The organism is Rhodopirellula sp. MGV (assembly GCF_002251265.1).
Taxonomy (GTDB): domain Bacteria; phylum Planctomycetota; class Planctomycetia; order Pirellulales; family Pirellulaceae; genus Stieleria; species Stieleria baltica_A.
In genome coordinates this window covers 1-21,098 of record NZ_NPDI01000017.1, presented here as the reverse complement: position 1 = coordinate 21,098, position 21,098 = coordinate 1, and the positions used below count along the sequence as shown (strand labels likewise).

At 52.7% G+C, this 21,098-nt stretch carries 15 protein-coding genes; 13 read left to right on the top strand and 2 right to left on the bottom strand.

All coding sequences use genetic code 11. From position 1 onward, the window contains the following. The first annotated feature begins 10 nt into the window (after positions 1-10). From CGZ80_RS05890 to CGZ80_RS05840, 11 genes are read left to right on the top strand one after another with little or no spacing between them, the layout of a single operon-like run. Positions 11-1,027: an AAA family ATPase gene (locus CGZ80_RS05890; RefSeq protein WP_094412345.1), complete on the top strand. Its 1,017-nt coding sequence runs from the start codon at positions 11-13 to the stop codon at positions 1,025-1,027. After that, positions 1,027-3,621 carry a S8 family peptidase gene (locus CGZ80_RS05885; RefSeq protein WP_094412343.1) on the top strand — a complete coding sequence of 865 codons (2,595 nt, stop codon included), beginning with the start codon at positions 1,027-1,029 and terminating at the stop codon, positions 3,619-3,621. Before CGZ80_RS05890 ends, CGZ80_RS05885 begins: the two co-directional genes overlap by 1 nt. Positions 3,622-3,646: 25 nt before the next feature. Continuing rightward, entirely contained in the window at positions 3,647-6,511 is a 2,865-nt protein-coding gene (locus tag CGZ80_RS05880) for a DUF1156 domain-containing protein (protein WP_094412342.1), read from the top strand. Then, positions 6,511-7,875, top strand: coding sequence for an AAA family ATPase (locus CGZ80_RS05875; protein WP_094412340.1), 1,365 nt, complete (start codon positions 6,511-6,513; stop codon positions 7,873-7,875). Before CGZ80_RS05880 ends, CGZ80_RS05875 begins: the two co-directional genes overlap by 1 nt. 2 nt (positions 7,876-7,877) lie before the next feature. After that, on the top strand, positions 7,878-8,540 hold the full coding sequence (ptuB, locus tag CGZ80_RS05870; RefSeq protein ID WP_158222573.1) for a retron Ec78 anti-phage system effector HNH endonuclease PtuB: 663 nt from the start codon (positions 7,878-7,880) through the stop codon (positions 8,538-8,540). Between the two features lie 8 nt (positions 8,541-8,548). Then, positions 8,549-11,404, top strand: coding sequence for an ATP-binding protein (locus tag CGZ80_RS05865; RefSeq protein ID WP_198953633.1), 2,856 nt, complete (start codon positions 8,549-8,551; stop codon positions 11,402-11,404). Further along, the gene (locus CGZ80_RS05860) at positions 11,391-12,260 is read left to right on the top strand and encodes a DUF3883 domain-containing protein (RefSeq protein WP_094412336.1); all 870 of its coding nucleotides are present in this window, start codon (positions 11,391-11,393) and stop codon (positions 12,258-12,260) included. Before CGZ80_RS05865 ends, CGZ80_RS05860 begins: the two co-directional genes overlap by 14 nt. 13 nt (positions 12,261-12,273) lie before the next feature. After that, on the top strand, positions 12,274-13,134 hold the full coding sequence (locus CGZ80_RS05855; protein WP_094412334.1) for a hypothetical protein: 861 nt from the start codon (positions 12,274-12,276) through the stop codon (positions 13,132-13,134). Then, complete coding sequence (locus tag CGZ80_RS05850; RefSeq protein WP_143543764.1) at positions 13,104-13,772, top strand: hypothetical protein; 669 nt, start codon at positions 13,104-13,106, stop codon at positions 13,770-13,772. Before CGZ80_RS05855 ends, CGZ80_RS05850 begins: the two co-directional genes overlap by 31 nt. A gap of 35 nt (positions 13,773-13,807) precedes the next feature. Continuing rightward, the gene (locus tag CGZ80_RS05845; RefSeq protein WP_094412330.1) at positions 13,808-14,716 is read left to right on the top strand and encodes a GIY-YIG nuclease family protein; all 909 of its coding nucleotides are present in this window, start codon (positions 13,808-13,810) and stop codon (positions 14,714-14,716) included. Positions 14,717-14,725: 9 nt separating this feature from the next. Then, positions 14,726-15,613 carry an HNH endonuclease gene (locus CGZ80_RS05840; RefSeq protein WP_094412328.1) on the top strand — a complete coding sequence of 296 codons (888 nt, stop codon included), beginning with the start codon at positions 14,726-14,728 and terminating at the stop codon, positions 15,611-15,613. Between the two features lie 33 nt (positions 15,614-15,646). Here CGZ80_RS05840 and CGZ80_RS05835 read toward each other — a convergent pair whose 3' ends face one another. Continuing rightward, positions 15,647-16,411: a hypothetical protein gene (locus tag CGZ80_RS05835; RefSeq protein WP_094412326.1), complete on the bottom strand. Its 765-nt coding sequence runs from the start codon at positions 16,409-16,411 to the stop codon at positions 15,647-15,649. Between the two features lie 925 nt (positions 16,412-17,336). Here CGZ80_RS05835 and CGZ80_RS28510 point away from each other — a divergent pair. Beyond that, positions 17,337-18,293, top strand: coding sequence for a DUF1186 domain-containing protein (locus CGZ80_RS28510; protein ID WP_158222572.1), 957 nt, complete (start codon positions 17,337-17,339; stop codon positions 18,291-18,293). Between the two features lie 606 nt (positions 18,294-18,899). Here CGZ80_RS28510 and CGZ80_RS05820 read toward each other — a convergent pair. Further along, positions 18,900-19,550 carry a hypothetical protein gene (locus CGZ80_RS05820; protein ID WP_094412322.1) on the bottom strand — a complete coding sequence of 217 codons (651 nt, stop codon included), beginning with the start codon at positions 19,548-19,550 and terminating at the stop codon, positions 18,900-18,902. Positions 19,551-19,875: 325 nt separating this feature from the next. On the opposite strand from CGZ80_RS05820, the gene CGZ80_RS05815 reads away from it, so the two are divergent. After that, complete coding sequence (locus CGZ80_RS05815) at positions 19,876-20,691, top strand: tetratricopeptide repeat protein (protein ID WP_094412320.1); 816 nt, start codon at positions 19,876-19,878, stop codon at positions 20,689-20,691. The last annotated feature ends 407 nt before the right edge of the window (positions 20,692-21,098 follow it).

Below are 21,098 nucleotides of genomic sequence, written 5' to 3'. Positions count from 1 at the left end.
AGAACGCCAGATGGCACGTGCCGACCTCATTGCCGATTTAGTCACCTACGGGATGTCAGGGGATCGTGTGCGCTTTCGTAAAACGGTGGAAGCACTCATTGTTGAGGAACGCGCGAAGAACCACGGGGTGCTAGCGGATCGACTGGGCGACCTATTGACCGTAGCTCCTCAAGAAACTGCCACCGCAGCAACGCCCAATGGACAAATCAATGGTTCGCATTCACTCGAGGCTCGCGTTGGTAATCTGTACATCGAGAAAGTTCCCGAGCGAACGCTTGATGAGCTTCTATTGCCGTCTGATGTTGAATTAATCATCAAGGAAGTGATTTCGGAGCACCACCGTGTTGATCTGCTTCGATCGTACAGCCTGGAGCCACGCAATCGCCTCCTTTTCGTTGGGCCACCTGGAAACGGCAAGACATCCTTGGCCGAAGCGATTGCCGAGTCGCTAATGGTTCCATTGCTTCGAGTACGGTACGACGGAATTGTAGGGGCCTATCTTGGCGAGACCGCCGTTCGACTTAAACGTCTGCTGGACGCGGCAAGAACACGAAAGTGCGTCCTGTTCTTCGACGAGGTCGAGACGATCGCAAAGGAACGCGGCGACACTCACGACACTGGAGAAATCAAACGCGTCGTCAGCTCGTTGCTCTTGCAAATTGACGACCTCCCCAGTCACGTCATCGTGATCGGTGCCACAAACCATCCCGAGTTATTAGACAGGGCCGTATGGCGACGGTTTCAGGTTCGTGTCGAACTCCCCATGCCCACTCGCGCTCAACTCGCTGAATGGTTTGCTAAGTTTGAGAAACGACTTAAACAACCACTTGGACTTGCTCCAGACACGCTCGCCAAGAAGCTGTATGGCATCAACTTCGCTGAAGCAGAAGAATTCGCTATCAGCGTCATGAGACGCCATATACTCAGGCAGCCCGATGGCGACATAAAGAAGATCGTCCAAGACACGCTCAAAACCTGGAAGGCGCGATCCGTCAACGCAGGAAGTGAAGACGGAGGCAACGCGTAATGGCGGAGCGACCTCTTTTAATTTTCCCAAGTCCACAGCAAGCGAATCGCAGCGCATTGGGTGGCGGGGGCGGTGACAACTTCACTCGCCCGTCACATTCACGTCAAGGTGAGCGAGTGACGCTGCAATTGACTCGGCTTAAAGACGCGTTCGAGCGCCGGGCAGCAGAGGTGCTTGCATCGCCCGACGGAATTGATCCGAGTCAAGTGATCGTCATTGAGACCGTCGGCAGCGTAAGTGGATTTGCCACCGCCGTTAGACGTATCGAAGGCTTGGAGTGGTTGGGCGAGTTTGAAATCGACGAGATCGCGCCCGATGATGACTTTTACCGCACCGATTCGGACGAGAACCCCAACGATAAGACGATGCGTGGGCGGTTATATCTCGTATTCACCGATCAAGCGGCGATGCAGCAGCTCTTGGCTCAATGGGAGCGATACAAGAACGATCGCAATGTCGTGTGGGAACGCGGGCTGACCTCGCTTCGAGATGTCTTTGACAAACTCTACGACATTCGTCGATGGGATGTCCAAGATCGTCTAGAAGAGAGTGGTGCACTCGAAATCTGGCGTGAAGAATTAGAACATGCACCTGACGAAGTCATTCGGACGGAAATCGAGCTCTGGTATCGAGGTTCGCAGGATATTCGCAACCAATCGCAGCAAGAGATAACGCGACTTGTTAACCGTGTCGGTGGCAATGTACTTCAATCGTGCGAGCTTGCCGCAATTGCATATCACGCCATGCTCGTTGAATTGCCAAGGCGGGCGATCGTAGGAATCTTAGAAAACCCAAGCACCGAGTTGGTCAAGTGCGACAGCATCATGTACTTCCGGCCGACCGGACAGATTGCGGCAGGCGAACGTCTCGACGGTCAGGAGCGAGCCGAAGCACCCGATCGTGGCAGTTTCCCCTATCCGACTGGTGATCCCTGCATCGCAGTTCTGGACGGATTGCCAGTTGAGAATCACCTGCTGTTGCGAGACAGGCTGTCCATTGAAGATCCCGATGATCTTTCTCCCACCTACCAAGTGCGAGACCGGATTCATGGCACTGGCATGTGCTCGCTAGTCGTTTGGGGAGATCTTACGAATAGTGAGCCACCGTTAACACGGCCTGTCTATGTCCGTCCGATCACTATTCCGGTGGAATCACTTAATCCGCCGTACCCAGAGCGAATGCCTTCTGACCAGCTCTCGATTGATGTGATTCATCGTGCTGTTCGACGAATGTATGAAGGCGAAGAAGGTTCGCCACCATCAGCACCTACAGTCAAAATTATCAACCTCTCCATTGGCGATCAAAGCCGTCCTTTTCTTCAAATGGTTAGCCCATTCGCTCGTCTGATTGACTGGTTGAGCCATAAGTATGGAGTTTTGTTTGTCATTAGCGCTGGCAATCAGCTGGGCGACATTCCAGTTTCCAAGTCCAAGGAAGAGCTCGATGCGCTGAGTCAAGACGAACGTGAAAAACTGATCATCAAGGCTCTTTATCGTGAATCACGACATCGTCGGATGTTGTCGCCTGCTGAATCCATCAATGGGTTAACAGTTAACGCCACAAATCACGATTCGAGCGGCGAGCTGGATCCCGGGCGTTTGTTTGAGTGTTATCGCACTCCCCTACCAAGCCCCATTGCATCGTTTGGAAGTGGCTATCGCCGGTCAATCAAGCCCGAAGTTGTTTATCCAGGTGGGCGGGTACTCTACGATTTCGCACTCGACGGAAATCGGGTTGTTTGCCGGCCGCACCGGCGACGACCGGGGCACCAAGTTGCCGCTCCCGGAACCGTTCCCGGCGATGGAGCGAAAACCTCGTATTCGCGTGGAACCAGCAACGCTGCTGCACTTGTTACCAGAAGCCTCGGCTTTGCGTATGAAACGCTCACCGAATTGCTTGACGAACAAGCAAGCGACGTCCCTGTTGATCCGTACTTGGCTCCCCTATTGAAGTCCTTGGTCGTCCACTCATCGGACTGGGACGTCGCCGGGGATCGTTTACGGAACATTCTTTCGGCCAATCATGATTCTCGTTCAATAAAACATGCAGTCAGTCGATGGTTGGGGTATGGCGAACCTGACATCAACCGAATGCTTGAATGCACAAAGCAGCGTGCGACAGTTTTGGGTTTCGGGTCGCTCAGCGAAGAGCAAGGCCACGAATTTGCAATGCCGCTTCCTACCGGTCTCGGATCGCGAAAGACCGTGCGACGATTGACGGTTACGCTAGCCTGGTTCTCACCAATCGTATCGACGAACCAGAAATATCGCGCCGCGCAATTGTGGTTCGACATGCCTGGCAATCGACTCGCCAATGACCGTCAAGATGCAGATTGGCAAGCGGTCCGACGCGGAACCGTTCAGCACGAAGTTTTTGAAGGCGATCAAGCTATCGCAATTACGAGTGGTGATTCGATCGGGGTTAAAGTCAGCTGCAAATCCGACGCCGCGAAAGTTCAAACCCCGATCCATTATGGGCTTGCCGTGTCCCTGGAAGTTGCGGAAGGCATCGACATTTCTATTTACGACGAAGTGCGAGCCGCAATTGCGATCCGGCCGGAAGTGGACATTCGCACTCGCAATCCTATCGAATAACAATGCTTTTCAACAAGAATCCTGAATGACTCACGAGATCAAATCTCCGAAGAAGCTGATAGAGGTGGCGCTGCCGCTGGATGCGATCAATGCGGCGTCTGCACGGGAAAAATCGATTCGGCACGGACACCCTTCAACGTTGCATCTGTGGTGGGCTCGGCGTCCGCTGGCCGCTGCACGCGCCGTGATTTTTTCGCAATTGGTTCACGACCCCGAAGACCTTTGGTACTACCAGAACCCCGGGAAAGAGCCAAACAAGCAGGTTCGTGGTCACTGGACGAAGTCACGTGCGCGTTTGTTCAAGATCATCGAAGATTTGGTGTTGTGGGAGAATACGACCAACGAAGACGTGCTAAACATTGCTCGTGCCGAAATTCGCAGGAGCTGGCAGGAGACTTGCGAGCTGAACAAGGACCATCCGCAAGCGGCCGAGTTGTTCGATCCGGACAGAATGCCTGGTCTGCATGATCCGTTTGCTGGCGGGGGCACAATCCCATTGGAGGCTCAACGTCTGGGGTTAGAAGCGTACGCGAGCGACCTCAATCCTGTCGCTGTTTTGATAAACAAGGCAATGATCGAGATTCCACCGAAGTTCGCGGGATTGCCACCGGTCAATCTTGATTCGCGAGCTGACAAAAGATTGGTCGAGCGTGAATGGAAGGGCGCCGAAGGCTTAGCCGACGACGTCCACTACTACGGCAAGTGGATGCGTGACGAAGCTGGAAAACGTATCGGCCATTTATACCCGAAAGTCACGATCACGGATGAAATGATTGAGAGACGACCAGACTTGGAACCCTATCGGGGAAAGAAGCTGACCGTTATAGCTTGGCTTTGGGCACGAACCGTCCGAAGTCCCAATCCAGCATACTCGTCGATCGAAGTTCCGCTTGTAAGCACCTTTATGCTCGGAACGAAGCCAGGCAAAGAAGCGTACGTGGAGCCTGTTTTAGCCAGAAATGGCTACAAATTTACAATCAAGACCGGTACGCCAACCATTGAGGCGAAAGCGGGGACATCTGCAGGCACAAGAAAGGCATTCAAATGCTTGATGTCCGAGTCCCCTGTGCCATACGACTATATCCGGTCTGAGGCAAAGGCGGGGCGCATGGGTTGCAGAATGATGGCAATCGTTGCAGAAGGAGTTAGGGAACGAATTTATCTCGAGCCAACAACGTCGCAGGTCGAATCCGCGAACTCTGCAGAGCCTAGCTGGCGACCAAACAGCGAGATGCCGAAAAAACACCGCAATTTTCAGCCACCTGTATATGGCATGTCCAATATTGGAGATCTTTTTACTGACAGGCAGGTCTTGGCATTAGATACATTCTGTGAGTTGCTAGTGGCCGTGAAAGAACGAATAGAGCACGACATCAGGGATGACCAAGCTGAGCGTTTTGATACTGAAGCCTATTCGCGCGCGATCGTTGTTTATCTGGCTTTTGCACTGAGTCGGATGGCCAATTACTCGTCAACTCTGTGCGTCTGGAGCTCTCACAAAAAGGACGAATTGGTTAAACAAGTATTCATGCGCCAGGCTCTTCCGATGACCTGGGACTTTGCGGAAAGCAATCCTTTCTCAAATGCTGGTGGTACGCTTCTGACCAATGTTAAATATTTGACGAAGGTGATTAGCTCATTTACCTCTAGTGTGCCGGGGCGTGTTGAACAGCGTGATGCAAAAAACGTCGAGATACTAAATCGAGTTGTTTCGACCGACCCTCCCTACTATGACAACGTCAGCTACGCCGATTTGTCCGATTTCTTTTATGTCTGGCTAAGGCGAGCACTTCGCCCCTTCTATCCGGAACTGCTCTCAACTATTGCAGTTCCAAAATCTGACGAACTCATCGCTTCCCCAACCAGACACGGAGGAAATGAAGCAGCAGAAGACTTCTTCTTGAACGGCATGACGGAAGTAATGAAGTCAATCTCAGATCAATCACATCCTGCGTATCCAACGACAATTTACTACTCTTTCAAGCAGTCTGAGACGAAAGGGGATTCCACGACCAATACGGGCTGGGATTCGTTTCTCGAAGCAATTCACCGGTCGGGTTTTGCGCTTGGCGGCACTTGGCCAATGCGTACGGAGCTTACCGGTAATTTAAAAAAGAAGATGAATGCGCTGGCTTCGTCAGTTGTGTTGGTATGCAGAAGACGACCTGTTGGGGCCGATTCAATCTCTCGGCGAGGATTCATTCGTGAACTGAATGCTACTCTGCCCGCAGCCATCGACGCGATGACACGCGAAAGCGAAGGCCTGCCTTCACCAGTAGCGCCGGTGGACTTGTCTCAAGCGGTAATTGGCCCTGGCATGGCCGTCTTTTCAAAGTATTCAGCAGTACTCGAAGCGGATGGATCATCGATGTCGGTTCGCACTGCACTTCAGCTTATCAACCGTTTTTTAGCCGAAGACGATTTTGATGCGGACACGCAGTTTTGTTTGCATTGGTTTGATCAACACGGCTGGGAACCGGGCATCTTTGGCGAAGCTGATGTGTTGGCGCGTGCAAAAGCGACCAGCGTTTCCGGTTTGAAAGAGGCAGGGGTACTAAACAGCAACGGTGGCAAGGTGCAACTTTTCCGATGGAACGAGTTTCCGGCTGATTGGGATCCTAGCAATGACCTGAGAATCCCGGTTTGGGAAGTCCTGCATCAACTAATCCGTGCATTGCGGCAAGGTGGCGAATCAGCCGCCGGTAAACTTCTCGGCCACGGCACCGTTCAATCCCGATCCGAAGCTGCTAGACAGCTCGCATATCGCTTGTACACGCTTTGTGAGCGAAAGAACTGGGCGGACGATGCGCGTGCTTACAACGAACTGATCACTAGCTGGACCAACATCGAGTCGGCCGCACCACGGATCAGTCAAGGAGAGCTGTTCTAATGAATACAGAGGCAGTCCCTAAAGACACCTTACAACTTCACAGCATCGAAGTGAAGAACTTCCGCTGCTTCGCTGAGTGTAAACTTGATTTGCATCCCCGGGTTACCGTGCTTGTTGCGAACAATGGAAAGGGCAAGACAGCACTTCTTGAAGCGATCATGCTCTCACTGGAGTCATTCGTATTTGGGATGGCTCCCAGCAAGCCGACACAAACGATACTGGCTAGGAATATTCACCGTACGCTCGATAGCGACAGGAAAATGCGCGAGTGTCTGCCAACTGTCATACGGGCCGAGGCAACGGTGAACGCGGTTAGCGTTTCGTGGGAAAGAAATCGCACGACTGCAAAACGCCGTCTGGGTGAACGGGTGCAAAGTGTCAAGGAGCTTCGCACTGCAATGTTTCTGGACCCAGATGGAGAAGAACACGACCAGGTCGATCTTCCTGTCCTCGCCTATTACAAAGCAACTCGTACCGCGGTCATTGATGATGAAGAGATCTCCCTCGTCTCAAAGTTTGAGGATTCCAGACTAAAGGGCTACGACGACTGTTTTGATCCTCTGACAACCTTTCGGCGGTTCGTCGAATGGTATGGTGGTGCTTACGAGTTTCTCCGAAAGAAGAGCGTTCTTCGCAAGTCCACGAATTTACCTCAGCTTCTCAATACGATTAATGTAGCCGTCAAGCATGTCTTGCAGCCAACCGAATGGTCTAGCCTCGTTTGGCAATACAACGATGATCCAAAGAAGAATGGCATCTTAACAGTAGAACACGAGGATGGTCGGCGGCTGCCCGCCGGAGTGATGAGCGACGGTGTGCGAACCACAATCGCAATTGTGGCAGACATGGCATATCGCTGTTGCCGGCTGAATCCGCACTTCAACGACCTCGCATGCGAATTAACTCAGGGCGTTGTATTGATCGACGAAGTAGATTTGCACCTTCACCCCGGTTGGCAACAGCAAATCGCTACGCTTCTTACGGAAGCGTTCCCGAAAGTTCAATTCGTACTAACGACTCACAGTCCTCAAGTGCTTTCTACGCTCGACAGCGATTCAATTCGTGTCGTTCATGTTGAGGATGGCATCGGCGACATAACGACACCCGATTTTCAAACACGCGGTGTCGAGAGTACGGATGTTTTGGCGGAGATCATGGGCATTGATCCAGTGCCCCCCGTCCCGGAAGCGAAGATGCTCAACGAATACCGAAGCCTCGTCGAGACTCGAAATCTGGATTCGCGGGCAGCAGCTGATTTGCGTTCTGCACTTCTAGAGCATTTTGGACCGAAACATCCCGTCATAAAGGAATGCGAACGTTTGGAGCGTTTCTTTGCATTCAAAGACCGTGCAGGAAAGGGGTAGCAATGAAGAAGCTCGACCGCTCCCTTACGCAGGCTCCGGAATGCCTCGGCAACTACTGCCACAAAACGCACACTTGGGACAACGACTTTACTGGAGAAGACAAGAAGTCAGTGTGGATTCAACTGGATCTAATGCAGAAGGGCAAATGCGCGTATTGCGAATCCTTTCTCGGTCGCACGAGACATATTGAGCATTTCCGGCGAAAATCACAGCATCAGTCTTTGACCTTTGCGTGGTCAAATCTTCTGGGTTGTTGTGGAGCAAATACGTCGTGTGGCCATCACAAAGATTTGCCTGGACGAGGTTGGCCTTATCAAGCGAATGACCTGATCGACCCGTCAACCGAAGATCCAGATCATTTCTTCCACTTTCAAACTGACGGCTCCATCAAATTGCGGGAAGGTCTTAATCCGTTGGAGGAGCATAGAGCAAAAGAGACGCTTCGTGTCCTCAATCTCGATGAGGACCGAGGTCCGTTGCGACGAAGGCGAGCTAAAGTCGTCCAGCTTTACTTCCAGCTTGAGCCGGGAATAGTCCAGGCACTGATGGATTTTGAGCCTGCGGATGCGAAGGCATACGCTCAAGAGGAGCTAGCTCGTATTGAAGATGATGAGCTTTCGGCTCCGCTTCGCCACTTATTCATTGATTTTGTAGCTGCCAATTGATTCCCACTATGACACCAATAAAACCTTGGCGAGAAAACATCACCCCGCACGCGGACGTTCTGGAAGGAACGTTTCAGCAGTCAGAGTTTGCTGCGGACATCACTGCTGTGCACTCCGGAAAGGCGACGCCAGAGTACCAGGATCCCGTCAAGTTTTTTGACCGCACGTACATCACTGAGGGCATGCGGTTGTTGTTGACGTCGGTTGCGAATCGGCTCAATGGCAAAGGCGGCGATCCGGTCATTCAATTGCAAACGGCGTTCGGCGGCGGCAAGACGCACACCATGCTGGCCGTCTACCACATGGCAACTCGCACCGGATCATTGGCTGAATTGGCTGGGATTCCTGGCTTGCTCGACCAGGCCGGATTGATGGATGTGCCCAAGTCCCGCGTTGCCGTTATTGACGGAGCTGATTTGTCTCCCGGGCAACCGTGGAAGCGCGGTCGCAAGGAGATCCGGACGCTTTGGGGCGAACTCGGTTATCAACTTGGCGGTGACGAAGGTTACAAGCTGGTGAAGGAGGCAGATGAGAACGGAACGTCGCCGGGAAAAGAGATCATTCGTCAGCTGCTTCATGACTGTTCACCCTGCGCGGTGCTGGTAGACGAGCTTGTCGCATATATTCGTCAATTTCCAGAGAATGGTGCCGTAAGCGGAGGAACCTACGATACGAATTTGTCTTTCGTACATTCCTTGACCGAGGCGGCCAAGCTTGTTCCCAATGCGATCGTGCTGGCCTCACTCCCAGATTCGGAAATTGAAGCGGGAAGCGAGCGTGGAATCAAAGCGCTCAAGGCAATGGAAAAGACTTTCGGACGCGTACAAGCATTGTGGAAGCCAGTCGCAACGGAAGAAGCATTCGAGATTGTACGTCGTCGCTTGTTCGATAGCGTCAAAAATGCTGAAGCACGTGATGCGACTTGCCGGGCGTTCGCCGACATGTACGTTGCTGAAGGCGGCAGGATGCCTTCCGAAACGCAAGAGTCACATTACTATGACCGACTGACCGAAGCCTACCCGATTCACCCCGAAGTCTTTGATCGTTTGTACGAGGACTGGACAACCTTGGAAGGTTTCCAGCGAACTCGCGGTGTCCTAAAGTTGATGGCCAAGGTGATCTACCGGTTGTGGAAAGACAACAACAGTGACGGTTTGATCCTGCCCAGCAGCCTGCCACTATACGATGGTGACTCGCGTAATGAGTTGGTCTACTACTTGTCCGCCGGTTGGGATGCGGTACTTGAGAAAGACATTGACGGTGAAAGAGCTGAAACAACAGCAATTGACACCAAGGAAACCCGATTTGGAGAGTACCACGCCGCCCGTCGCGTCGCTCGCACACTATTCCTCGGCAGCGCTCCGTCGGCTGGCTCGTCACAGGGGTCATCAGGAAAGCCCGACACTCGTGGTATCGACCGTGGTCGCGTGTTACTGGGATGCGTACAGCCGGGCCAGTCATCGTCGCTGTATTCGGATGCACTGAATCGATTGTCGGATCGCTTGCATTATCTCAACACGTCCGGTGACAAGACCCAGGACTCAACTCGTTTCTGGTTTGACACGCGTGCCAACCTTCGCCGGGAAATGGAGGATCGTAAAGGACGCTTTGACCTCAACACAGACATCTTCAAGAAGCTGGGTGAAGTCACCAAAAAGCTGGCTTCTGGAGTCACCTACTTTGAAGGCGTCCATCCGTTCATTCCCCACGAAGACGTTCCCGATGACGCATCATTGCGATTGGTGATTCTTCCACCTAAGCACGCATTCCAGAAGGACAACACCAGAGACGCTTTCAAGGAGGTTGAGAACTATCTCACCAACCACGGCACTTCACCTCGCCATCGTAGCAACCGTTTGATTTTCATTGCGCCGGACTGGGGGACGCTTTCACGCGTCAACGATTGCATTCGTACTGCGCTCGCCTGGGGCTCAATTGTGGACGATGTCAAAGAGCAACGGCTGAACATTGACCGCCTTCAGGAAAACCAAGCGAAGAAAGAATTGCAAACCGCTGAAGACGTGCTTCCGCGTGTTGTTCGCGAGTGCTTTAAATGGTTGCTCTGCCCCGTGAAGCATAAGCCGACGGACTCCAAAACAACCATTGAGGCGTTTCAGCTCAATACCAGTGGTGGTGCGTTTGCGCCTGAGGTGGAGCGTGTTTGTGTGGAGAACGAGTTGGTCATCTCGGCGTGGTCTCCGATTCATTTGCGATCAAAGCTTCAAGAACTCTATTGGAAAAGTGATCGGCCTGCGGTCGAGGCAAAAACCTTTTGGGAAGACTCGCTACGTTACCTTTACCTGCCAAGATTGAAGGACCGTAGGGTACTCGAACAAGCGATCATCAAGGGCGCGGGAAGCAGGGACTTCTACGGAACTGCATTTGGTCAGACCGGGAACAAATATGAGGGATTCAGATTTGGCGATGATAACGTGCAGTTTGATGCGACGTTATTGCTAATCGACCCCGAAGCTGCGGCAACGTACGAAGCCAGTATCAGAATGCCACCACCTGAAACGCTAGACGCATCGGGCACGGAAACAAGTGGCAACACTGCCGTTAAAGAGAACGGTCTATCAGGGGGCGATAAACCGAAGGCAACGGCAGGCGGCACGGCGATCGAGACGACAAAGAAAGCAAAGACGTACTACGGCTCAATCGACATCACGCCTTCGGGCGCGAAGATGCAAATGGTCAATGTCGCCGATGAAATCATCAGCCTTTTGGCGAGCGACCCCAATGCTGTCCTTAAAGTGTCCGTCGAAATCACTGCCGAGTTCCCGGAAGGCGCGTCCGATCAAATCAAACGGGCCACATCAGAAAACGCCAACAACTTAGGGTTCACGACCAGTGAGTGGGAGTAACCAGGTGGAGCACTGGCTTTTCAACACTGATGAAACGGAACCGGAGGGCGAAGGCAAGTATGCGGTCATGCTGAAGCAGCAAGTTGTCGCGGCATGGGGACATTGCAAAGGCCTCGGAGCCGAAGTGACGTTAAACCGGCCCAACCCAGGGGACATAGTCTTCTATTTCCGAGCCGGTTTCGGAATCATTGCCCGAGCGGAAGCTGTTGATTCCTACTCCTCGCCAAGTCAGTCAGTGTTTGGAGCCGTCGGGGAATATCGTCGTCCAGTTGACAATCTTCAAGTACTGCCTGAGGACAAACCAATTACTGTTGCAGAGATCACTGAGTCGACCGGTTACCAAATTCCGTATCGCCAAATCATGGGACGAATTCTTGATGCGTCCACAGTGGATTACTTGAATCGGCGTTTTCGATCGGTGAAATCAAGGTCCCTTCCAAGCAAGAAGGCAATCAAGCAATCTTCTGGCGGCTTCTTTCAAACGGCCCCGGAAGAACGCAAAAAAGTTGAAGTCGCTGCTGTTAGTGCTGTGACCAAGGCGTATGAAGCAGCAGAGTGGCAAGTAAAGTCTGTAGAGCGAGAGAAAGTCGGTTACGACCTTCATTGCACCAAGGGCGATAAGTTCGAATGCGTGGAGGTGAAGGGAACTTCCGGACCAGACGAGCAATTCATTATTACCGCCAATGAATTGAACAAAGCGAAGACGGATCCCCGGTTTGTTCTATTCGTCGTTACCAATGCGCTCACGAAACCAACCCAGAAGAAATACTCTGGCCAGCAACTGATATCAAAGTTTGACATTCAGCCCCTTCAATATCGAGCAGTACTTCGGAGCTATGCGAGGCAAGAAAAGTGATTGAAGTCTCACAATGACAAGCTGGGCGATTCATGATGCCAGCGTTGCGAAAGGCACGCTGACCAATGGGGAGGGAAGAATCCCCAACATTCGAGAAAATGACACAATTGTGTTCTTCAAACGCATGGATCGAGACATTCACTTCGTTCGACGCGGTACGGTTGACCAAGTCTCCCGCTCAGCGAATAAGGACACAGGAAGGGAAGAAGTCTCGCAGGTGACCTTCGCCAATGGTGTCGACCTGGAACCGCGAAGAATACTTTCAGATTTTACATATTCACTCGAACGAATTACGAGGTTTGCCGCACCTCAGTTCCACTTTCGCAATCGCATTGTAAAACTTTCCGACGACGACTTTGACACGATCATTTCTGGCCGAATATTCTGGTCACGCACGGGTTTTGGCACGTTTGTGAACAGCTTGCCAGTTGAGAGGCTCCTGGTGTTCGTTCAACGCGTCGCCGAGATCGATGCTGGTGTTCTCCTGCGTAGAGCAAACTATGCTGTCCTTTGGCCGTTGTTGAGGGATACCATACTGAACGAGTACGCCGACGCACACTTTTACGCGAATGAAATCGTTCGTTTGGCCGAAAGCCTGCGTGAAACGGGTCTGGATTACGAGCTGATCCGAATCGCAATCGGCGACACAACAATGAGCGGCTCTTTGGCGATGCTGCAACATGATCTCGCCGCCTTTTACGAATCGATAACGATAGCCGACACAGACGCGCTAGTGCGGGTTTCTGGGGGCGTACAGCCTTCCTTGTTCACGCGCATTGACGGCAGAATTGAACGCAATAGTGAATCAGAACGCATTTTCGAAATGATCTTCCGAGCAACTCCATGGCCAACTATTCATCAGATTCAGATCTAATGCGTGAGGTGAAGGATGCAGGTGCGAGGCTCACCAAAGCGGCGTTCTGGTCGACAAAAACACCGCTCGACATGGCAAACAGCTTTCTGCTGGAGATGTATCTTCTCTTTCGGCTCTGCGACGACCTTCAAGCGAACTACACCGTTGAATATGTGAAAGGAATACATCCGAACGAGCACACGTTTCCACAAGCGGCATCAAATAAAGCCGGCTGGCCGAAATTCATCGTCAAAGATGCCTCTTCGGGTAAACTGCTATTCCAGATCTGCGCTGGAACCCGTGCAGGCGATATCCACGGTACGCAGCACGCAATCGATGTCTCGATTCAAACGGCTGCCGCAGGAGACACGCCAGGCCCGGATGATGTGCTTCAGATATTTGACGCGAAATATCGAAGCAACTCGAGCCACCGAATTAGCAAGCACGAGTTTTCTGAGTTTGTACGCTGGGTCGAGCTGCTCAAGCTGAGAGGTGCGGGTACCGCCGGTCTCATGCTGAACACACTGACGTCAATTGACGCCAACTGCTTGGTTACCAATGGAGAGCCGTCAACAGAACCTGACGCTGAGTGTCACAGGACGAGCGTGAGGGAAGTCACAAAGTTTCACCCAAATGAAACTCTCCGCCACCGTCCCTGATAAGATTTGAATCCGGATAAGATATTAAAAAGAACATGGCTGGACGATCGATACGCATCTATCTCGTCGACGGCGACGCATCTGGCTTGCTAACCGCGGAAGTGATGAACTGGTCGGGCAAGCTGTTGGTCGCGCCCCGTACCAAGCTTGCCGACTTGGCACAGCGAGAGGAGATCGTTCGAACCGGGGTTTACATTCTGGCGGGACCGGATCCGGAAAACCCATCTGGCGAGATCGTCTACATCGGCGAAGGCGATAATGTCTTCAAGCGACTGGCGTCTCACGACAAGGACGAGCGCAAAGAGTTTTGGACGCGCTGTGTCGCGGTGATCAGCAAGGATCTGAATTTGACCAAGGCTCATGTGAGGTACCTGGAGAGCCGCTTGATCTCAATGGGATACGCTGCAGGCCGAGCCAAGATCCACAATGGGACTGCTCCACCGTTACCTCCGATGCCGGAAGCTGATGTCGCTGACATGGAGGGATTCTTGCAGCACATCGAACTTATCCTGCCGGTACTTGGGTTTTCTTTCCTCAAACCCAAACCGTCGGTGGGCCTTCATAAGAACGTAGCCACCGGCGCGACCGATACCTCCCCCATTTTTGAGTTTTCATCTGGCGATGCCATTGCAAGGGCACGTGAGATTGATGGCGAATTCATTGTCCTGAAAGGATCAACAGCAACGCTGGAACCTCGTGCAAGTTGGACGAGCTACCGCGAGCTTCGGCAACAACTCGTCGACGACAAGAAGCTCGTCGAGATCCCGGATAAGGGATTGCTACTGTTTGCCGAAGATGTCTACCTCAGCAGCCCGAGTGCCGGTGCTGCGATTGTCGCCGCTGGGAACACCAATGGCCGTGCCGCGTGGAAGGTTGCCCAGACCAAGCAGACGTACGCAGATTGGCACCAGACACAGTTGCCGCCGGAACCGGATTCGGAGTGATGGTATATCGTGGATCACGAAGCCTGGCTGGATCGCATCGCAAAACTGAATAAAGCTCGAAACAATGCTCCACACAAGCCGTTGTTGTTGCTGACGGTGCTTGATCTGGCTGAAGCTGGTGAAATTGGTGGCCAACCACTTTACCTATCACCAGAGATTGCATTTCGCTTTGAGACGTTTTCGCAGGCGCCAGCGTATCGGCGGACGCAACGAATCGATATTCGCATGCCATTCCATCATTTGAAATCGGATGGATTTTGGAAGGCATTCGCTCAAGACGGCTTGCTCTCGAAGCATCGATCCGTGACGTCCTACGTCCTACTAGACCCCAGCTTTCTGACAGCGTGTTCGGCTCCACAATTTCGAGAGGCGGCGCGGCGATTGATCATTGCTAAGCACTTCGAGCCGGCTGAGCGGAACGCTCTGTACCACATGGTTGGCTTACCCATTCCGGATGATGATCAGATCGCACGGGATGCAAGCTTTCAATTGCCGGATGACGCGGAGCAGGTTGGCAGGAACGGGCGGTTTCGCATTGATGTCGCGGCGGCCTACGCATTCACCTGTGCCTTGACTGGCTATCGAATCACCACGCTTGATGGTGGATCCATCGTGGATGCAGCGCATATTCATCAATTCGCCGACTCGAGGAACAATGACCCGCAGAATGGTCTTGCGTTGAGCAAGAATGCTCATTGGCTATTTGATCGCGGACTATGGTCGATCGACGACGACTATCGGGTGCTCGTCGCCGCTGGCGAGTTCGCAGAATCGTGCCCCGGCCAAACGTCGCTGGCTGACTACTCCGGCAAGAAACTCCGATTGCCTATCAATGAACAGCTGTGGCCCGATCGGGGTCACTGTCGATGGCACCGCAAACATCGATTTCTCGGGTGACACGTTGAAAATTTTTACGCTTTTGAACTGTGTTCAATTCCCGAGGTTGTTTTCGTTGAGCCAATCAAGCAGGGCTTCGTAGGTAAGGCCGGAGGCTTGGTTGGCTTTTCTTGCGAAGGTCTTAGAAGATGCGAGCACTGCGGCGGTCGTGTCAGTTACATCCTCACCAATCAATGCCATGCATCCTTTGCGCAGCATGACCCATGAACGGTTGCCTTGACGTTTGATCTCTCTCAATGCGATGCCGATTGGGTCGTCTGAGCTCGCCGTCGTGAACTCGATTTCATCGTGCCCCGCCTTCGAAAGCGGAATTGGTGGACGCCCGTCTCGGACAGGATGGTGCAGTTCGACGACCGAGTCTTCGAGCTTGTCCCCGGTGACCAAGCAGTGGTCTGCGAGCTTTCGACATTGCGTCCTTGCAGTTCCACCAAGCAGAAATCTGTCCGTCGCCGCTGACTCGGCGCTGACCCATTGCTTCAATGCGTTCAATGCAAGGCAATAGGATCGGAACTCGGTCGTCAGTCGTTGGTCAAGAAACTCAGGTGGTTCAGTGGCGTCGAGAAACTCACGCATCGGCCCCGGTGAACTTGCAAGTTGCTGTGACTCTTCCAACAGCGTCACACCCACCTTGTTAAGCAGGTCTTCAAAAGCCCCACGAGGTAGCTTCATATTCAGCAATTGCGGATTTTTCTTGGCGATGCTCTCGTAATGGGCAAAGTATTTTTCCAGCAGCTCGTTTTTTTCCGTCGGCGACAACGGTTGCTCATTCGTTGGGCGTATGTACTTTTCAGGTTCCATGGTTCCCGTCTAGGAAAGTGGTGTTGGTCCTCGTGTGAATTTTACTTCACTCGCTTTCAGCATTGCCGTCGAAGCGAATCGGCCCGATGAGGCTCGCGATGTCAGTAAACCTGAATTCGGTTTCGGTCGAGCCGGAATGGCCTCCAATTTTGTAAGCTGTTCTGTGGTCAGGGGAGGGGAAGAAGCGAGAGTGCCGGCAGTGCCTCGCGCCCAGAATTGAACAGCCCTATTCACCCTGGCTAAGACGAGCGACGAACTGGCTGAAATCCGAAGCTAAGACGGCATTTTCGGGACAGCTTTCATCGTCGTGTCTCCACAGCTCCACCCGATTTTCAAAGCGTGCATTGAAGCAAACCACGTCTCCAAATGGCGTGGTTGCGAATGGCACCAGCGTACGGTCGATTTGGCCGTATAAGGCGCTATGTAACACCTCTTCGTTGCCATTTGCACTGTGACTGCACCTTGCCATCCCTAGGTGATCCGTCACCGAGTGAACGCCCCTGCGTACGAGCTGAAAGTATCCGTGTTGCGAGAGACGGAAGGTTGGTCGGCATAGATTGTTGCGATTGATCTCGGCCTGTGTGAGATCGCAAGTCGAGGGTTGGTTTTGGTGTTGTTGGAGAGGAGGCGGAGGGAAGTTTGACAACTTCCACTACGGTGGACGGGAGGCGACTTGTGGCGGGAGGTCGTGGATCTTGTTGAAGATCCGAGCCGGAAATCGCTCAGGACCCAAGTGTCACTCCAATGTTTCACGCGATAAAAGGTAGCGAATCGTTTGCGTTTCACGATGCGATGTTGAATTTTAGGAGCCGCTCACGAAATCTAGACCATGAACGGGACCGGCGTGCGATCGCCCCGCTGCTGACGTGGCTGGTCACACCGTGTAATGGGCCGGCCCACTCCCCTTTTCAGAGCAGAAATTGTCATGGACGAAACGGTTGTTAACACCGACGCGAGCATCGCAGCGGATCTTGATGCGATCATCAGCCAGCTGACAGCCACCGATCGCAAGTTCCCTTCCGAAGCGATGAAGGCGGCCTTGGAAAATCACGATGCGATCACGCCACGTCTGATCCAATTGATCGAAACCGCGACGGAGCTTTGCCGCCAAGGATGCGTTGTCGAAAACGACGGACATTTCTATGCGACGTATCTGCTCGCGGAACTCCACGCCAGTGAAGCCTGGCCGGCAGTACGAGCCGCCGCGACACTGCCAGGCGAATTGCCATTTGAGCTCTACGGCGACGCAATCACGGAGGACTTTGGCTTTCTATTTGCCGCTCTCGTCGGCAACCGAATCGATGCGTTAGATGAAGTCATGGCTGACCGGCAGGTCAATCCCTACGTGCGCCGCAAGGCCTCCGAAGCGATGCTGCACCTGATCCTCAACGGAGCGATGACACGTGAATCGGTCATCGAAAAGCTGACGGGTCACCTCCGCCAAGCCATCGATGACGGCGACGAATTTGCCGAAGGGCTGGTGTACCACTTGGGCAATCTCGGTGCGGAGTCCGCGTTGCCGTTGATCGAGACCGCATTCAATCGCGGATTGGTTACGCCATACATGTTGAACCTCGAAAGCATCCGAAAGCAACTGTCGCTTGGCGAGGAAGCAATTCATCAATCCGGTCAGTTATTACGGCGTCCCAACGATTTGATTGCCTACCTGGGCAAATTCGCCGCCGGTGTCTATGACGATGCTGGTGCGTGGCCCAAGACAAATCCGGCCGAATCGGTTGCGTTTGAAAACGAGACCAGCGATTTGGAGTTTACGACAACCAACGAACGCACGATCCGAAACGAAGGAGCAAAGGTAGGACGCAACGATCCCTGCCTCTGCGGAAGCGGCAAGAAACACAAAAAGTGTTGTGCAAAAAAGTAACGCTCGACCCAAGTGACACCTGTAGTGGACGAGGCGACGAGTCCTGGCGTTTTGGTTTCGTTGCCTTGTTTGTTGTCGGCTTAGCGTTGTGATAACGTGTGATTCGAGCAACCGCTCTCTAGCGCGAATGCGGCTGATGGGTGGGGCGATTGGTCGAGTCGGTTGAACGAATATACTGCCAATTCCAAGATCGCAACGTCTTGTCGTCATCGGTAGTGGACGAGGCGACGATTCCTGTCGCTCTGGTTTCGTTGCCTTGTTTGTTGTCAGCGAGTCGTTGTGATAACGTGCGAATCAAGCAACCGCTCGCTAGCGCGAATGCGGCTAATGGGTGGGGCGATTGGTCAAGTCGGTTGAACGAACATACCGCCAATCCTGAGATCACAACGTCTTGTCGTCATCGGTAGTGGACGAGGCGACGAGTCCCGACGCTCTGGTTTCGTTGCCTTGTTCGTTGTCGGTGAAGCGTTGTGTAACGTGGGATTCAAGCAACCGCTCGCTAGCGCGAATGCGGCTGATGGGAGGGGCGATTGTTCAAGTCGCTGTTGTGTTGCAAGGAGAACGTTTCACTGCTCGTTTAGGCGAGAGGGTTCTTGGGGCAACCAATTATCTGACACACACTCCTGCGTTTTCCATACGTTTCATCTCGTCGATTGTCTCGGCGTAATTCTTGTCGGTGGACAGTGGCAGGCTAAAAACTCCTTCGGAGGCGTTGAACACCGAGAGTTTCTTCAAGAGTATTCTCCAGTAGCTGAACGGACCGATGCGTAACGTCTTCCAGTCAACGTCCGTTTTCCAGGATGCATTGACGAGAACATGCCGACTGGAATCTTTGACGATCTTGCTTCCTGGCAAACCGATCACACACACGCTCCCATTGAATCTGGAAACGTCGAGCTGAAAATCATCGTTGTCTGGAGACTGTACAACAAGATCTCCTTCCGACTCCGGCTGAACCACAAGTGATACTGGACGGTCCCCCGCGACGATGACTCTCCTGAATCTCACTTTCGAACTGATCGTCAGCGAGTCACCGCAATCGAGATTTGAGAATACAACTGAGTCCAAAACGACGTCGCTTGTAATGACACAAGTCCCTGGTCTCACTTCGCAGTCGATGAACTTGACGTTCTTCAAAACGACGCTCCGGCCCTGACGCGGCATAATTGTCAAGTCTGGAAAGACAGCTTGATGAAATTCTTCGTCGGCTAGTTGAAGGTTGCCACTTCCGTCATCTTCAAAACCAACTTGTGTCATCGCTGTGTCTCTCTGTGTTTAGTCATCGACTGTTTCTTCACCTTCACAGTCAGTGATTCGATGCCGTCAACGACAACACCACGGACGGACTTTTCCAACGAGCTCGAGCGGAATGTCTTTACCGCAGAGGACGCAGTGGAACGCGGAGCTTATCAAAACTGGATGTGTCGGTTTGGAGTTTGGCGATCGCCACTTTCACTCTTGGGCATGAAAGTTTCTTTGACACCGATCGGGTGCTCATCCGTAGGGAACAAACGGTACAATTTCTGGCCGACGCAGTTTTCTTTGCAAACTTTTCCATCGTCCTTTCGCATGAGGCAGCAAGATGATCATCTACGGATCACGGATGTACTTCCAAAAAAACGCCGTTCAGTCTTATGGCGAATGTGGTCACTGCGGTCGCTATGCCAAACAGAAGAGCTACCAGGCACGGAAGTTCGGGCATATCTATTTCATCCCGCTGATCCCCGCAGGCCCGACGTCGCAGGTCCTCAATGAATGTAGTGCCTGCAACATGGGGTCACACATTCCGCTCGATCAATGCGGCCCGATGGTCGAATCATTGCGTGAAAACTTCAAAGACTGGATCATCAAAATCCAAGATGGCGAAACCGAAGTTGTCCCTGAACCCGGTGCGTCCCCGGTCAATATCGGCGTCATGATCGCCGGAACAGTCGAAAGCCTGTTTTGCCTTGGCGAAATCAAAGATGTCGATTCGATCGTCGAAATCCTCGACGGCAGTGGCCTGGAGTTCGAAAAGTACATCGTGCTCGGACGTTGGAATGAATTGCGTGGCGATCTTCCCGCCGCTGTGACACACTACCGCTCCGCAGCCCAGAAACGCCCCGATGATGGCGTCGGCTGGTACCAAACCGCCAAGGCCGAATCGCTACGCAGCAATGCCGCAGGAGCCGAAGAAGCTTACAACCGATATCTGCAACTCCATCCCGATGACATCGGCGTCGTCGCTGAACTGGCGAACCTTTACGAAGCCCACAAGAACCATCCAAAAGTCGTCGAATCGTACGACAGACTGTACGCAATGAACTCTGACTTGTTGGCCAATAAACAGATGAAAAAGGTCTACAAGAAAGCGTGTAAAAAGTCGCAGGTCGAAGGCCAGTTTTTGAAGCAGATGTAGAGACCGCGTGGCTGTCTTGGGATTGGTAGTGGATCTTGTTAAAGATCCGGCTGGTTTGGGACGCTGGAGGTTGGGAGGATCTTTGACAAGATCCACTACCTGGTGGCGGTTTTGCTTGGGTGTAGCACGTTTTGTGACGAAGACCGGTGGATTGCAAATTGCAAAATGAACCTTGCAAATTTGGGATTTTGATGTTGGTGCTGGGGGACAGGGATCTTTGACAAGATCCACTACCTGGGGCTTTTGTGGGCCGGTTTGTGGTGATGGCGGTTTTGCTTGTGTGGTGAGACTGAAATGGGCGATCCGATCTTGCGTGATGACTTTCAACGCGCCGGATGGACGTCGGAGGAGATCGAAGAGGTCGTACAGGAAGATCGTGATCGCGGTCAGAATCTCGGCGAAGAATG